Annotated in this window: 17 protein-coding genes; 5 read left to right on the top strand and 12 right to left on the bottom strand. The window is 39.3% G+C overall.

Annotation, left to right across the window (positions count from 1 at the left end; all coding sequences use genetic code 11):
- Positions 1 to 5: 5 nt before the first annotated feature.
- The 12 genes from yajC to ACVWM0_RS00920 form a co-directional block, all read right to left on the bottom strand.
- Positions 6 to 347: a preprotein translocase subunit YajC gene (gene yajC, locus ACVWM0_RS00975; RefSeq protein ID WP_476472789.1), complete on the bottom strand. Its 342-nt coding sequence runs from the start codon at positions 345 to 347 to the stop codon at positions 6 to 8.
- A gap of 80 nt (positions 348 to 427) precedes the next feature.
- The gene (gene tgt, locus ACVWM0_RS00970; RefSeq protein ID WP_476472788.1) at positions 428 to 1573 is read right to left on the bottom strand and encodes a tRNA guanosine(34) transglycosylase Tgt; all 1146 of its coding nucleotides are present in this window, start codon (positions 1571 to 1573) and stop codon (positions 428 to 430) included.
- 17 nt (positions 1574 to 1590) lie between these two features.
- Positions 1591 to 2625 (bottom strand): tRNA preQ1(34) S-adenosylmethionine ribosyltransferase-isomerase QueA, encoded by a 1035-nt coding sequence (queA, locus tag ACVWM0_RS00965; protein WP_476472787.1) that lies wholly within the window; start codon positions 2623 to 2625, stop codon positions 1591 to 1593.
- Between the two features lie 103 nt (positions 2626 to 2728).
- Positions 2729 to 2983 carry a hypothetical protein gene (locus ACVWM0_RS00960; RefSeq protein ID WP_476472786.1) on the bottom strand — a complete coding sequence of 85 codons (255 nt, stop codon included), beginning with the start codon at positions 2981 to 2983 and terminating at the stop codon, positions 2729 to 2731.
- A gap of 124 nt (positions 2984 to 3107) precedes the next feature.
- Positions 3108 to 4112: a Holliday junction branch migration DNA helicase RuvB gene (gene ruvB, locus ACVWM0_RS00955; RefSeq protein WP_476472785.1), complete on the bottom strand. Its 1005-nt coding sequence runs from the start codon at positions 4110 to 4112 to the stop codon at positions 3108 to 3110.
- Between the two features lie 12 nt (positions 4113 to 4124).
- Positions 4125 to 4742: a Holliday junction branch migration protein RuvA gene (gene ruvA, locus ACVWM0_RS00950; protein ID WP_476472784.1), complete on the bottom strand. Its 618-nt coding sequence runs from the start codon at positions 4740 to 4742 to the stop codon at positions 4125 to 4127.
- Positions 4743 to 4844: 102 nt separating this feature from the next.
- On the bottom strand, positions 4845 to 5273 hold the full coding sequence (gene msrB / locus ACVWM0_RS00945) for a peptide-methionine (R)-S-oxide reductase MsrB (protein ID WP_476472783.1): 429 nt from the start codon (positions 5271 to 5273) through the stop codon (positions 4845 to 4847).
- Positions 5270 to 5833 (bottom strand): Maf family protein, encoded by a 564-nt coding sequence (locus tag ACVWM0_RS00940; RefSeq protein WP_476472782.1) that lies wholly within the window; start codon positions 5831 to 5833, stop codon positions 5270 to 5272. Before ACVWM0_RS00940 ends, msrB begins: the two co-directional genes overlap by 4 nt.
- Positions 5834 to 5846: 13 nt before the next feature.
- Entirely contained in the window at positions 5847 to 7781 is a 1935-nt protein-coding gene (mutL, locus tag ACVWM0_RS00935; protein ID WP_476472781.1) for a DNA mismatch repair endonuclease MutL, read from the bottom strand.
- A gap of 21 nt (positions 7782 to 7802) precedes the next feature.
- Positions 7803 to 10394, bottom strand: a complete 2592-nt coding sequence (mutS, locus tag ACVWM0_RS00930) for a DNA mismatch repair protein MutS (protein WP_476472780.1) — start codon at positions 10392 to 10394, stop codon at positions 7803 to 7805.
- Positions 10395 to 10405: 11 nt separating this feature from the next.
- Positions 10406 to 10783: a YlbF family regulator gene (locus ACVWM0_RS00925; protein WP_476472779.1), complete on the bottom strand. Its 378-nt coding sequence runs from the start codon at positions 10781 to 10783 to the stop codon at positions 10406 to 10408.
- A gap of 18 nt (positions 10784 to 10801) precedes the next feature.
- Complete coding sequence (locus ACVWM0_RS00920; RefSeq protein ID WP_476472778.1) at positions 10802 to 11602, bottom strand: TIGR00282 family metallophosphoesterase; 801 nt, start codon at positions 11600 to 11602, stop codon at positions 10802 to 10804.
- Between the two features lie 177 nt (positions 11603 to 11779).
- Here ACVWM0_RS00920 and ACVWM0_RS00915 point away from each other — a divergent pair, with 177 nt between their 5' ends.
- Genes ACVWM0_RS00915 through ACVWM0_RS00895 form a run of 5 tightly spaced genes read left to right on the top strand, consistent with a single transcriptional unit; the run spans position 11780 to position 14628 of the window.
- Positions 11780 to 12409 (top strand): NAD-dependent epimerase/dehydratase family protein, encoded by a 630-nt coding sequence (locus ACVWM0_RS00915; RefSeq protein ID WP_476472777.1) that lies wholly within the window; start codon positions 11780 to 11782, stop codon positions 12407 to 12409.
- A 19-nt stretch (positions 12410 to 12428) separates the two neighbouring features.
- Positions 12429 to 13181, top strand: coding sequence for a phosphopantothenate--cysteine ligase (coaB, locus tag ACVWM0_RS00910; RefSeq protein WP_476472776.1), 753 nt, complete (start codon positions 12429 to 12431; stop codon positions 13179 to 13181).
- 17 nt (positions 13182 to 13198) lie between these two features.
- Positions 13199 to 13750, top strand: coding sequence for a phosphopantothenoylcysteine decarboxylase (locus tag ACVWM0_RS00905; protein ID WP_476472775.1), 552 nt, complete (start codon positions 13199 to 13201; stop codon positions 13748 to 13750).
- Position 13751: 1 nt separating this feature from the next.
- Positions 13752 to 14384, top strand: a complete 633-nt coding sequence (locus ACVWM0_RS00900) for an ECF transporter S component (RefSeq protein ID WP_476472774.1) — start codon at positions 13752 to 13754, stop codon at positions 14382 to 14384.
- Positions 14385 to 14442: 58 nt separating this feature from the next.
- Complete coding sequence (locus ACVWM0_RS00895; protein ID WP_476472773.1) at positions 14443 to 14628, top strand: hypothetical protein; 186 nt, start codon at positions 14443 to 14445, stop codon at positions 14626 to 14628.
- The last annotated feature ends 51 nt before the right edge of the window (positions 14629 to 14679 follow it).

Below are 14679 nucleotides of genomic sequence, written 5' to 3'. Positions count from 1 at the left end.
GACGATTAGTCTTCTTTTACAGTTTCTTCTATTATCGTTTCTTCAACAACTTCTTCTGCCACGACTGGTGCTGGTGTTGCTGTAGCATTCACTGTTTTAATTGCTGCACGTTCAAATTCTAAATAAATACCTTCACAGTCTAATGTCACTGTGCCTTTGTCTTCATTTAATTCGTGAACAATACCATATAAACCACCAATAGTAATAACTTCACTACCAGCTGTAATACTGCTTAATAATTCTTGGCGTTGTTTTTGTTGTTTTTTTTGTGAACGCGTCATAAACCACAACATACCACCAATCATAATCAATGGAAATAACATACCGCCTAATCCTGCTCCGCCCATATCTACACCTCACTTTAATTTTAAGTCACTATACACTGTATCAAATTTTAATCGGTTTCACTAGTTTTATTTAACTAACTTTAGAAATTCTTCGCATTTTTCGCGTTAAAACCGTATTCTTCAAAGAATGATTCCCTAAATTCTAATAAGTTATCATCCATAATAGATTGTCTTACTTTTTTCATTACGTCTAATAAGAAGTATAAGTTATGATATGACGTTAATCTCATACCAAACGTCTCATCACTCTTAATTAAATGACGAATGTAAGCACGGCTATAATGACGACAAGTATAACAGCCACATTTTTCGTCTAAAGGACGGAAATCACGGGCATATTGAGCGTTCTTAACAACCAATCTACCTTGACTTGTCATACATGTGCCATTACGCGCAATACGCGTTGGTAAGACACAATCAAACATATCGACCCCGCGAATCACACCATCAATTAATGAGTCTGGCGTACCAACTCCCATTAAGTAACGTGGTTTGTTTTCTGGAATTAACGGTGTTGTGTATTCCAATACACGGTTCATTTCTTCTTTACTTTCACCAACAGATAACCCGCCAATAGAATAACCTGGGAAATCCATGCTCACTAAGTCTCTCGCACTTTGTTCACGTAAGTCTTGGTAACCAGCACCTTGAATAATACCAAACAACCCTTGACGGTCTGGGTTAGCATGAGCTTCTAGCCCACGTTCCGCCCAACGTGATGTTCTCTCAATTGATTTTTTCACGTAATCATGACTTTGTTCAAAAGGTGGACACTCATCAAAACTCATCATGATATCTGGTCCTAATTTATTCTGAATTTGAATGGCTTTTTCTGGAGATAAGAACATTTTAGACCCATTTAAATGATTTCTAAAATGAACACCCTTCTCTTCAATCTGACGCATGTCTGCTAATGACCATACTTGGAAACCACCAGAATCCGTTAAAATCCCTTGATCCCAGTTCATAAATTTATGCAGACCACCGGCTTCTTCTACAATGTCCTCTCCTGGACGTAACCATAAATGATACGTATTACTCAAAATAATACCTGCACCCATGTCCTTTAATTCTTCTGGTGCCATTGTTTTTACTGTCGCTAATGTCCCAACAGGCATAAACATAGGCGTCGGAAATGTCCCGTGAGGGGTAATAATTTCACCTAAACGAGCCCCTGTGTGTTTCTCTTTTTTTATTAATCGATATTTAATCGCTGGTTCTCCCACTTTTTCTCCACCTTTCTTTATTTGACAAACATCGCGTCTCCAAAACTAAAGAAACGATATTTTTCTTCTACCGCATGCTCGTACGCTTTTAGAACGGTTTCTCGGTCTGAAAAAGCACTGACTAGCATAATTAAGGTTGATTTTGGTAAATGGAAGTTCGTTGAAAACGCATCGACCACTTTAAAATCATACCCTGGTTTGATAAAGATATCTGTCCAACCGCTGTCTCCTTGGATATCCCCATCAAATTTGGTGCCAATGGTTTCTAAGGTTCTAATTGAGGTTGTCCCAACCGCAACAATACGACCACCTTTGGCTTTAATGTCTCTTAGTTCTTTTGCTGCTTCGTCTGTTAAACGATAAAATTCACTGTGCATTTGATGGTTATCTAAATCATCCACACTTACGGGTCTAAACGTTCCTAACCCAACATGTAAGGTTAAATAAACAAGTTTAACCCCTTTGGCTTCGATTTTTTCTAACAAATCAGTCGTGAAATGTAACCCTGCCGTAGGTGCTGCTGCTGAACCATTTTCTTCAGCATAAACGGTTTGGTATCTATCGTTATCTTCTAACTTTTCTTTAATGTATGGTGGTAATGGCATTTCTCCTAGAGATTCTAATATTTCTAAAAATACGCCATCATAAGAGAATTCAACAATGCGGCCACCATGCTCTAATTCCTTGATAACAGTGGCTTGTAGTCTACCATCACCAAAAGAAATCACTGTTCCCAGTTTGGCACGCTTTGCTGGTTTAATCAAGGTTTCCCATTGATCTCCCTCAGTATTTGTTAGTAATAATACTTCCAAATGCCCGCCTGTGTCTGGTTTTTCACCGTGCAACCTTGCGGGTAATACCCGGGTGTTGTTCATTACTAAGGCGTCTCCTGGATGAAGTTCATCTAGTATATCACTAAACACCTTGTCTTCCATTTGGCCTGTGGTTTTATCTAATACCAAAAGTCGTGATGCGACGCGGTTAGCTAAAGGCGTTTGTGCGATAAGCTCTTCTGGTAAATCAAAATCAAAATCTGCGGTACTTAATGTCATGATTGTCACCTTTTCTATTTAAGTCTTTCTGTTGTATTCTATCATTTTTACCCCAAAATAAAAACCATTGCTCCTCCTTTTATAGTGAGTCTCTCATTTTAATCTATCTTCCTAGACTATTTATAATTAAACTTAACACACTATATCCAAGCATCCCCTGAAGTAAGGTTTTGGCGACATCATACAACGCCACATGATTCTCATGATCGATTAACCCCACAATGTAAGTAATATGAAGCGTCAAAGCGAGGCCTAATGCCAGTAAACTCACCCTTCTTTCTTTGTCGCTACTTTTTACTTTACCCATGATAGCCAATACCAATGAAACGACTCCAAATACTAATCCACTAATTATCATCCTACAACTCCCCCTCTTTGTTTGTTATGTAAATATAACTGATGCAATTTAATTAACACGTAAGCATGAATTAACTTTATATTAAAAATGAAAAAGACAACTCCTTCATACATCAGAGTTGTCGTTATTTTTCCATATACACATAACCTAAGTGCTCGTAGGCAAGTTCTGTTGCCACGCGACCTCTCTGAGTTCGTTTGATGAAGCCTTTTTGAATCAAGTATGGTTCGTACATGTCTTCTACTGTTTCTGTTTCCTCGCTGATATTGACAGCAATGGTCGTTAACCCTACTGGACCACCGCTATATAGCTCTATCATGGTTTTTAATAATTTTTGATCCACATAATCAAGACCTTTATTATCTACTTGTAGCATTTTCAAGGCCTGGTCTGCGATGGCTTCGTCTATGTCTCCATTTCCTTCAACTTGGGCTACGTCCCTGACACGCTTCAACAATCGGTTAGCAATTCGAGGCGTTCCTCTTGAACGTCTCGCAATCTCAAAGGCACCACTTTCTTGAATGTCTGTATCAAAAATCGCGGCAGAACGAAGCACAATTTCTTTTAAGTCTTCATCCCGATAATATTCCATATGGCTAATAATACCAAATCGATCTCTCAAAGGGGCCGATAACATACCGGCACGTGTTGTTGCCCCTACTAAGGTAAAAGGTGGGAGTGGGAAATGAACAGGATGAGCACTAGGCCCCTGTCCTACCATAATATCCACATAAAAATCTTCCATAGCAGAATAAAGCAGTTCTTCTGCTACTCGTGGTAATCGGTGAATCTCATCAATGAACAAAACATCTCCCGGCTCTAATTCGTTAAGAATCGCTACCAAGTCTCCTGGTTTTTCAATAGCTGGACCACTCGTTGTTTTAATCGCTACTCCCATCTCATTGGCAATCACCATTGCCATTGTGGTCTTACCTAATCCTGGAGGGCCATAAAGGAGCACATGATCGAGAGCTTCTTCCCTTTGTTTTGCGGCTTTAATATAAATTGACAATTCTTTTTTCACTTTATCTTGCCCAATATATTGAGATAGCCACTGGGGACGAAGTGATTTTTCTAACATCTCTTCCTCAGAAACAAAGGCACCTGAGACTAATCGCTCTTCTTCCATATCTGTCCCTCCTTATTTTTTCATTAATAATTTCAAACCAAATCGTAAGTACTCATCCGTCGTTGTGGCTGTGGCTTGTTCTAGTTCTTTGGTTATTTTTTTCACTTCTCGTTCCGTATAACCTAAAGCTCTTAGCGCTTCAATTGCCTCATCAAAACCTGTTGTTGGCACCACATTAAACAAGTCATCTTGTGTTGCCATAGCTTCGACGGCAGAAGGGGTGATACTTAATTCATCCAATTTGCCTTTCAAATCTAAGACCATTTGTTGAGCTGTTTTCTTACCGACACCTGGGAATTTTGTTAAATATTTAGCGTCTTCCGTTTCGATGGCGTGAACCAAACCACCATGGTCATCTAGTGCCATAATAGCCAACCCACTTTTAGGTCCAATACCAGACACACTAATAAGCTTTAAAAAGAGTTGTTTTTCTTCTAAATTAGAAAAGCCGTATAATAAATGAGCATCATCACGAATCACTTGATGTAAGTAAACCGTCACTTCCTCGTTATAATAAGCTGAAAATCGGAAAGGATTAGCCACACTAATCTGGTACCCTATTTGATTATTTTCTACTACGATATAATACGGACTAACAAACGTTACCGTTCCTTTTATATATTCAAACACTTTGTCATCTTCCTTTCACGCACGCATGTTCCCTAAAATTGTACCATAAATCACTTTGTTTCACTAAAGAAAAAAATAAAGCGTATCAGAAGATACACTTTATTATTCAAACAAGGGTAAGTATTTTTCGTAACCCGCTTCTGCCATTTCTGACACTGGAATAAATTTTAAGGCAGCCCCATTGATACAATACCTTAAACCACCAGCTTCTACTGGACCGTCAGGAAACACATGACCTAAATGGGAATCTGCGTCTTGACTTCTTACCTCTGTCCTGACTCGGGATAGGCTAGTATCTTCAATCTCTTCAAGAGTCGCAATAGGTTTCGTGAATGATGGCCAACCACATCCAGCATCATACTTGTCTAATGAGCTAAACAAGGCTTCTCCACCGACGATATCCACATAAATACCTTCTTCAAATTGTTGGTCGTACTCACTTGAAAAAGGCATTTCTGTCCCGCTCTCTTGTGTTACTTGATACTGAGTCGGGGTGAGTGTTTGACGCAATTTATTTAAATCTTTTTTCATCCTAATTCCCTCGCTTTCAATAATTGATTTAGCTGACCTATGGGCAATCCCATAACAGAATAATAATCGCCTTTAATCCTTTTTACTAGTAAAGCGCCTTGACCTTGAATACCGTAAGATCCCGCTTTATCAAGAGGCTCTTTGGTCGCTACATACTCTGTGATCTCTTTCTCTGTTAAATCAAACATCGTCACTTCAACTATTTCTGTTTGTACAATGGGTGGCTCGTTGGAAAATAGTACACACATCCCTGTCATCACAAGGTGTGTCCCACCACTTAACGAACGCAACGTTTCCATAGCAACCACTTCAGTGAGTGGTTTCCCTAGAATACGTCCTTTATCTACCACAATCGTATCACAGCCAATAATTACGTCGTCCTGTCTCTCTTGTCTAATATGGTTGGCTTTCTCAAAAGCCATTCTCTCAACGTATGCTTCAGGCGTTTCTGACTCTCTCACACGTTCATCAATATTGGCTGGCTTCACTAAGAAGTCTGCGGTCACTTTTTGTAACAATTCTTGTCGTCTCGGCGAGGCTGACGCTAATATAAGGGCCATTTGTATTCTCCTTTTAATGAGGATCTTGAATCCGTTTAAATAATTTCTCCATGTCTTGATTGGTAAAATGAATCAAGACCGGTCTTCCATGAGGGCAATTAAAGGGATTCTCGCATTCTTGTAGTTCTAAAAGTAAAGCCCTCGCTTGTTTATCATCTAAATAATGATTGGCTTTGATGGATTGTTTGCAACTCATCATAATCGCCTTAGATTCTCTAAATTTTGCCACATCCACTTGACCTTCTTCTAAAAAGATATCAATCATGTCTCTCATAATGGCTTCTTCTTCACCCACAGGGTACCACGTTGGGTGTGAACGAATAATAAAGCTATTGGTTCCAAATTCTTCTAAATGAATACCAATCATGGCTAAACCGTCCAAATGCTCATTGATCGTCATAACATCAGATTTGTCATATTCTAACACAATAGGGACAAGAAGATCTTGTAAATCATCGGTTACTTGACCAATCTGTTCTCTGAAATACTCGTACTTTATCCGTTCTTGAGCCGCATGTTGGTCCACAATATAGAGCCCTTCGTCACTTTGAGCAAACAAATACGTTCCGTGCATCTGACCAAAATACTCTAATTGTGGAAAAGACTCTTTCGATGATTCTTCCGAAACGTCTTCTACACGGTCCTCTATCGTAACCTCTTGTTCTACTTGTTCTTCCACGATAGGGACTGAGTGACTTGCTACCTGGTCCTCTAGTATCGGCATGGGTTGCTTCCCTTTTTCATTTACATCCGTTATCGGATCCGTGTCAGAATCCTTAGGCGTCATATAAAACTCACCACTTTTTGAGTCATAGTTCAACCCACTAGTGTTCGTTGGTCTTTTGATACTTTGAGCGGGTGTCACCTTTCGCTCTCCAATAGGTAATTGAATTTGCTCCATTTTCGGTTCAGGTGACACCCGGCGTTTAAAGGGGGCTGTGTCTTTAACATTTGGGATAAGTAACTCTTTACTTAGTGTCGCTTTTATCCCTCTTTCAATGAGTTCCATTAATTCTTTTTCTTTACTTAAGCGAACTTCCTGCTTGGTTGGGTGAACATTCACATCCACTAAAAGCGGATCCATCTCTATTTGTAAAACTACTAGAGGGAATCTACCTACCATGAGCTTTGATCCATAACCAGCAATAATGGCCTTGTTTAGAAGGTAATTCTTAATGTATCTACCGTTGATGATGATGGACACATAATTTCGACTAGCTCTAGTTACTTCTGGCAAGGAAATATACCCTTCTAACTTAAAGTCTAAATCTTCTTCTGAGACCGGTAGCATTTTTTTTGCCGTACTGACGCCATAAATGCCTGCAATGGTTTGTTTCAATTCCCCTTTACCCATAGTGGTCATCATAGCATTCCCGTCATGAACTAAGCGAAAGGCAATACTCGGGTGGCTCATAGCCAGTCGATTGACAATATCCCCAATTTTAGCTAGTTCTGTAGGCAATGTTTTAACGTATTTCAAGCGAGCCGGCGTATTAAAGAACAAGTGGGATACTGTGATACTCGTTCCCTTTCGCAATGAATGAGGCCTATGATGTACGACCTCTCCTCCAGATAACTCCAAATAAGTACCTGTTCCTTCTCCAGTTGACGTCTCCAAAATCAGCTCAGATACAGACGCAATACTTGGCAACGCCTCGCCTCTAAAGCCTAAAGAACGAATACGGAACAGATCATCTCTTGTGTGAATTTTACTTGTAGCATGGCGCTTAAAAGCGTTAAGTACATCCTCATTGACAATCCCATCACCATTGTCCACCACTTGTATCTTTTTCAATCCGGCTTCTTCAATAAAAATATCTATTTGGGTACTATTGGCATCAATGGCATTTTCCACGAGTTCCTTCACAACTGAGGCAGGGCGTTCCACCACTTCTCCTGCGGCAATCTGATTCGCTAATGTTTGAGATAACTCTTCAATACGTTCCATGTCATCCTGTTCCCCCTTTTGTTATAATTTTTTTTGTAATTCTACTAAGATTGTCAAAGCCTGTAACGCTGTAACATCTAGTAAGTTCAATTGTTTTAATTCATCGATGACTTCTTGTTCTGGTGCTTCTAACCCACTAAATAAAGACAATTGACCTTCTTCAACTTGTGTTTTGACAGGTTGAGTAGGTGTCGCTTTTGGTTTTTCTAACGTGGTCAGAGTAGCAGTAGGGCTCGTTTTTTCTAACGCTTCTAAAATAACGCTCGCTCTTTCTAATAAAGAACTTGGGAGTCCAGCTAATTTGGCAACATGAACCCCATAACTCTTATCTGCTGGTCCTTCCATCATTTTATGTAAAAAGACCACTTCCCCGTCTTGTTCCACAGCTCCTACATGATTATTTTTCAACCCACTAAGCTCTGTATCGAGTTGTGTCAGCTCATGATAATGCGTGGAAAATAGTGTCTTGGCCTTCACTTCTTCATGTATGTACTCAATAATTGACTGAGCCAAAGCCATACCATCATACGTTGCGGTTCCTCGACCAATCTCATCAAATAAAATCAAACTATTCGGTGTCGCATGACGGAGTGCCTGATTGGCTTCCATCATTTCAACCATGAAGGTACTTTGACCTGAAATCAAATCATCTGAGGCCCCGATACGAGTAAATATCTGGTCAAAAATAGGCAAGACGGCCTTCTCTGCCGGAACAAAACAACCAATTTGAGCCATGATAACCGTTAAGGCTAACTGACGCATATACGTGCTCTTACCCGACATATTGGGTCCTGTGATAAGCATAATCATGGTTTCTTCTTCTAAGGATACTGTATTTGGCACGTATTCTTGATGACCTAATACTTTTTCCACCACTGGGTGCCGACCATTTTCCACAAGTAACGTGTGGCGGTTGGGTGTTAAGGTTGGGCGGACGTAATGATACGTTTCACTCACAAACGCTAAACTTTGCAGGACATCCAGACTAGCAATCGCTTTAGCCAATTGTTGTAATCGCTCAATTGACGCCTTTACTTCTTCTCTAATTTTTAAGAACAAATGATACTCTAGTTCTTGTGATTTTTCTTCTGCTTCTAAAATCAAGGTTTCAATTTCTTTTAACTCAGGCGTAATATAGCGTTCAGCGTTTGCTAACGTTTGTTTTCTTTCGTAGCGACCTTCTGGAAGAGAGCCTATATTACTTTTTGTCACTTCGATGAAATAACCAAATACTCGGTTAAATTTGATTTTAAGTGTTTTAATTCCTGTGGCTTCTCGTTCTTTACTTTCTAGTTCCGCAATCCATTTTTTCCCATTTTTCATAGCATCTCTGTACGTGTCCAACTGGTCGTTGTAACCATCTGATATGACGTTACCTTCTGTAATACTCAATGGGGCTTCTTCATTAATGGCAGATTCTATTAAGGCCACTAACTCTTCCATAGGTAGTAAGTTTTCTAATAAATCTTGCCACTGTCCCTCATCTATCCCGATTAAAATCTGTCTCATCCCAGGTATTTGTTCTAAGGATACTTTTAGTTGTAGCAAGTCGCGACCATTCACATTACCAAATGCTACTTTAGCGGCTAATCGCTCTAAATCGTACACTCTTTTCAAATTCTCTTTGATGTCCATCCGTTCAAAATAAGCGCCTAGTAAACTTTCAATCATGTTTTGTCTGGCTTCAATTTGTTTCATTTGAATTAAAGGACGGTCTAACCATTGTTTTAATAGCCTACCCCCCATAGCAGTTTGGGTTTCATCCAATAACCATAGAAGCGTCCCTTTTTTGTCTTTGCTACGGATGGATTGAATCAATTCTAAATTGTATTTAGAATAATAATCCATTTTCAAAAAATGTTTGGGTTCATATACTTCTGCTTGTTGCATGTGACCTAAGCTTCTTTTTTGAGTCTCAGATAAATAAGAGAGCAAGGTTAGTGTTCCTTTTACTAATAAAGGTTCTGCTAACTCTTCTACTAAGAAATTGAGCTCTGAATGATTGAGTATGTCAGACTGCTCTGATATCAAAATAGCCTGTTGCTCAAATTGCTCTGCTAAGGTGTCAGAAATAGGTGTTCCAAGAACAATTTCTTTGGTTTGTAAGCTACTACACTCATTCATAACACTTTCTTCATCGAATAACACACTGGTTTTCAATTCCCCTGTGCTTAAATCAGCGTAAGCAAAACCATATTGCCCATCCTCAATCACTAATCCTGTTAGGTAGTTATTGGTCTTGGCTTCGACTTCTTTTCCTTCCATGACGGTTCCTGGGGTCACTAACTGGACAACTTCTCGCTTAACCATGCCTTTGGTTGTCTTAGGGTCTTCCACTTGTTCACAAATAGCAACTTTGTACCCTCGCTCAACGAGATTATCGATGTAACCTCTTGCCGCATGATGGGGAATACCACACATAGGAATTGGGTCATCCGCATTCCGATTGCGACTAGTCAATGTTAATTCTAATAATTGAGCTGCTTTTTCAGCATCATCATAAAACATTTCATAAAAATCACCTAAACGATAAAACAAAAAGGCGTCAGGGTATTGTGCCTTAATGCCTAGATATTGCTCCATCATCGGGGTGTGTTTGGTTTTTTGAGGCACAGTATCACTCCTTATCTATCTAACCTATTATCTAAATCCTCATTAACACTTTTTTCTAGCTTACCTGTCATATATTGTACCAATTCATTGGCTTCTATCAGTCGCTCACGAAACGTAACTACTAAAGGATGTTCATCAAATTCTTTTTGCAAGTCATTGGCCGCTTTTACTGCCTCTTGCTCAGCAATTGGCTTATCGTAATGAGCGAATTGAACCGCATCTTTTTGCAGTTGTTTAATGTCCTCTACCATTTTTGTTAGTCCTTCATGAGACCCGATTTGAGCTTCTATGGCTTGATAATCCTTAATAACGGGATGTTGATTCAATAATTCTAGAAACTGGTTAAGAGACGTTTGTACTGCTTTTGTATACACATCAGGACGTTCCATTCTTTTCACCTCTTCTTTTTAATCACGAAATGGTCGATCTGGATTAATCATATGCGCTTCTATTTTTTTAGCTTTACCTGTGGTGTCGTCTATATCAATGACACAATACGACAACAACTCTCGTCCCTCTTCCACCACTTCAAAGCGGTGAGGTAAGGCTGTTATAAATTTGTCAATCACAGCGGGTCTTTGCATCCCTAAAATACCATCATAAGGACCCGTCATTCCTACATCTGATAGATAAGCCGTTCCTCCTGGTAATATACGAGCATCATTGGTTTGCACATGAGTATGTGTGCCCACAATCGCGGATACTCGCCCATCCACATACCATCCCATGGCTTGTTTTTCACTGGTTACTTCTCCATGAAAATCAATAAAGATATGATTCGTTCTCTCACGCGCTTCTTCGATTAATTCATCAATCACCGTAAAAGGATCATCTATAGCTGTCATAAAGACTCTCGCCTGTAAGTTAATCACAGCGATTTCCAATTGATTCACCTTAATAAAGACCATGCCTTGTCCCGGTGTCGTTGCCACTGGGAAATTAGCTGGTCGTACCAGTTTTTTAGCATCATCTATAAAGTCCATGATTTGATGATTGTCCCACGCATGGTTCCCTAGGGTCACTACATCTGCCCCGTCCTGTAACAATTTTTTGTATATTTTTTCAGTAATCCCACGACCTGCAGCAGCATTCTCTCCATTCACTACTGTCACTTGTGGACGATACTTTTTCTTTAATTTTGGTAAGTAGGTCGTAATGGCATCTCTTCCCATTGACCCTACAACATCTCCTACAAATAATACACGCATATTTTGTCCTCTTTTCTAATTAACTACTTGCTACATTCTATCAATATTTTGAGACAAATAAAAGGAAACCTCTCCAATTAGCCTCGATTCCTATCAGCATCTTGCTTCCCAATTTTTAACCGTTCTATGTTAAAATGATACACAAGATATCCAAACAACCTAAAGGAGGCGTTATCTATGAAACAACCTATCCTTATTTTCGGTGGTAGCGGTTTTATTGGTCAAGCACTTTGTAAAGAAGCTATCCAGCGAAACATTCCAGTTATTAGCATCTCAAAACACGGTAAACCCAAAGGACATGATCTATGGATGACACACCCTCTCTTAACATGGGTAACAATGGATATCTTTCGGGAATCAGAATGGCGTGACTATGTAAAAAACTGCCGTTGTTGCATTAATTTAATTGGGATTCTTTTTGAACAACCAAAAAAGGGCCTTACTTATGACAAAATGATTGTCCATAGTAACCACCTCATTGCTCAAGAAGCACAAAAACACAAAAAAAATTATCTTTTTCTATCAGCAAAAGGCGGACCTTCTGGCTATGTTAAAGCAAAAAAACAAGCAGAGCAGGAAGCGATGACTTTAACAACTACCACTATCATTATAAGATCGGGGCTTGTGGTGACAAAGCGACAACCGATAACTTATTTACAAGGGGTAGGCATTAAAGGACTCACTCACTGTCCTCTCTTAAAAAAACAAGCCAATAAGGTATATCCCACACCATTAAAGGTACTTGTACCATGTATTCTCAACCATATGGAACAACCAACCTCGTTGCTTGTTTCTGACATTCGATAATAATTAAGGAGCTTACGACATGAATATACTCATCACAGCGGGCGGTACGTCTGAAAAAATTGATCAGGTTCGTGTACTAACAAATCAAGCCACAGGGCGTCTAGGAAAAGAAATAGCTGATGCGTTCAAAAAAGAAGACGTGCACATCTACTACGTTCACGGTCCTCAAGCGGTACTACCAACAGGAGATAACGTGGAGCTAATCCCCATTCACTCTGTCAAAGAGTTATACACACAGATGGAGAAGTTACTAACAACCACGCCCGTTGATTATGTTATCCACAGTATGGCGGTGAGTGATTACCAGGCCAACCAAGCCTTAAGTGATTACGAGCTAGCTCGCACATTAGCAAAAAATCTAAAAAAACAGCCAGACTTATCAGAGGATGAATTAGTAACTGCTATTCAACAAATCCTACATAACCCGGACACATTCACGGATCAAACAGCTAAAAAAATCAGTTCCAAAGGAGAACAACTTGTCTTAATCTTAGATAAAGCACCTAAAGTCATTCAACACATCAAAAAATGGCAACCTAATACCACTCTTATTGGTTTCAAACTACTAGTGGGTGTGAAAGAAGAAGAATTGGTCCAAGTGGCAAGGGAGAGTATCATCAAAAATCAAGCCGATTTTATCCTAGCTAATGACTTAGAAAACATTACAAAGGAAGAACACCTTGGTCTACTTGTAGATACATCAGGTGTGAGACAACGCTTCACAACGAAAAAAGACATTGCTCAAGGAATCAAGCAACTTATCATCAAATAGTAAGGAGTGACATTATTATGCCAACGGTTTTACTTGGCGTATCGGCCAGTATCTCTGCCTATAAAGCAGCCGATCTGACGAGCCAACTAAAAAAACACAACATTAATGTAGAAATTATTATGACAAAAAATAGCACACAAATTATACCTGAACTTACCTTGCAAGTATTATCTAAAAACAGAGTACACACAGATGTCATGTTAGAACATAACCCTTTAGAAATTAATCACATCGATATGGTCAAAAGAGCCGATTTATTTTTAATCGCTCCTGCTTCTGCCAATATTATTGGAAAAATTGCTAACGGCATTGCAGACGACATGTTGTCTACAACAGCACTGGCTGTCCATGATATTCCAAAATGGATTGCACCAGCTATGAATACGTACATGTATCAAAACCCTGCCATGGTGGATAATTTAGCCACTCTAACACGCTACGGTTACGACATCATTGAACCAAAAGAAAGTCTTTTAGCTTGCGGGGATTACGGCAAAGGTGCCCTTGAGGATGTTTCTATCATTGTCGAAAAAATCGTGGCTTATTTTCAAGAATTAAAGGAGAAGTAACATGAAAACCAAACAGTTAACCCTAACCGCTATCTTTATAGCGATTATTATTCTTTTTTCTTTTACACCACTTGGATTCATTAATTTAGGCTTTATCAAAGCAACCTTGGTGCACGTGCCAGTGATTATCGGTTCTATTATTTTAGGGCCTCAAATCGGTGCCCTATTAGGACTCGTTTTTGGTTTAAGTAGTATGTTGATTAATACGATTACACCTTCTATCTTGTCTTTCGCCTTCTCTCCTTTTATCCCTGTTCTAGGGACAACGCAAGGGAGCTTATGGGCCATTGTTATCGCTTTGATTCCTCGTATATTAACAGGAGTCGTTCCTTACTATGTATACAAAGGACTCGTTAACCCTAAAAAAGAGGAATCGAAAAGAATCGCTTTATTTACAGCAGGAGTCACAGGGTCTTTAGTGAATACTATCCTAGTGATGAATCTCATTTTCTTTTTATTCCAAGATGCTTATGCTAGTGCTAAAGGAATCACTGTCGGGAGTGGCTTATATAAAGCCGTTCTAAGTGTCATCTTTATTAATGGTATCCCAGAAGCCATCGTGGCAGGGATTGCAACTAGTACTGTGGCTTTTGTCCTACTAAAGGTCTACTATAAAAATCAGTCTAGAGGTTGACGTATCTTCTCTTCTCACTTGGTATAATTGAGACATCAAGTGATACAGGAGGTGTGACATGAGACAATCTAGAGATTGGACCTATGTTGTAGCAATAATTGCTCTCATTTTTGGTCTGTGGCTAATTCTTCAATTGGTAAGTGGTATTCTAGCCATCATCATTAAATTATTCTTTCCTATTCTTATCCTTTTAATGGTGGTCCAAATGGTCCAACGTCACAGAAACAGGAAACCTTATCGCTGAATATAACAAACAAAAGATAGTAACAAACGACACAAAAAGAACCGATAGTCC

The organism is Vagococcus sp. 211 (assembly GCF_056322705.1).
The sequence above is the reverse complement of the archived record's forward strand: the minus strand, read 5'-3'. Positions and strand labels throughout refer to the sequence as shown.

What these genes read in the sequence shown, in the direction of transcription:
- ruvB (WP_476472785.1), bottom strand. Translation starts at nt 4,112, where the DNA reads ATGGAAGAAGAGCGATTAGTCTCAGGTGCCTTTGTTTCTGAGGAAGAG.
- ACVWM0_RS00925 (WP_476472779.1), bottom strand. Translation starts at nt 10,783, where the DNA reads ATGGAACGTCCTGATGTGTATACAAAAGCAGTACAAACGTCTCTTAAC.
- coaB (WP_476472776.1), top strand. Translation starts at nt 12,429, where the DNA reads ATGAATATACTCATCACAGCGGGCGGTACGTCTGAAAAAATTGATCAG.
- ACVWM0_RS00960 (WP_476472786.1), bottom strand. Translation starts at nt 2,983, where the DNA reads ATGATAATTAGTGGATTAGTATTTGGAGTCGTTTCATTGGTATTGGCT.
- ACVWM0_RS00900 (WP_476472774.1), top strand. Translation starts at nt 13,752, where the DNA reads ATGAAAACCAAACAGTTAACCCTAACCGCTATCTTTATAGCGATTATT.
- ACVWM0_RS00940 (WP_476472782.1), bottom strand. Translation starts at nt 5,833, where the DNA reads ATGGCCCTTATATTAGCGTCAGCCTCGCCGAGACGACAAGAATTGTTA.
- queA (WP_476472787.1), bottom strand. Translation starts at nt 2,625, where the DNA reads ATGACATTAAGTACCGCAGATTTTGATTTTGATTTACCAGAAGAGCTT.
- mutL (WP_476472781.1), bottom strand. Translation starts at nt 7,781, where the DNA reads ATGGAACGTATTGAAGAGTTATCTCAAACATTAGCGAATCAGATTGCC.
- ACVWM0_RS00915 (WP_476472777.1), top strand. Translation starts at nt 11,780, where the DNA reads ATGAAACAACCTATCCTTATTTTCGGTGGTAGCGGTTTTATTGGTCAA.
- yajC (WP_476472789.1), bottom strand. Translation starts at nt 347, where the DNA reads ATGGGCGGAGCAGGATTAGGCGGTATGTTATTTCCATTGATTATGATT.
- ACVWM0_RS00920 (WP_476472778.1), bottom strand. Translation starts at nt 11,602, where the DNA reads ATGCGTGTATTATTTGTAGGAGATGTTGTAGGGTCAATGGGAAGAGAT.
- ACVWM0_RS00905 (WP_476472775.1), top strand. Translation starts at nt 13,199, where the DNA reads ATGCCAACGGTTTTACTTGGCGTATCGGCCAGTATCTCTGCCTATAAA.
- msrB (WP_476472783.1), bottom strand. Translation starts at nt 5,273, where the DNA reads ATGAAAAAAGATTTAAATAAATTGCGTCAAACACTCACCCCGACTCAG.
- ACVWM0_RS00895 (WP_476472773.1), top strand. Translation starts at nt 14,443, where the DNA reads ATGAGACAATCTAGAGATTGGACCTATGTTGTAGCAATAATTGCTCTC.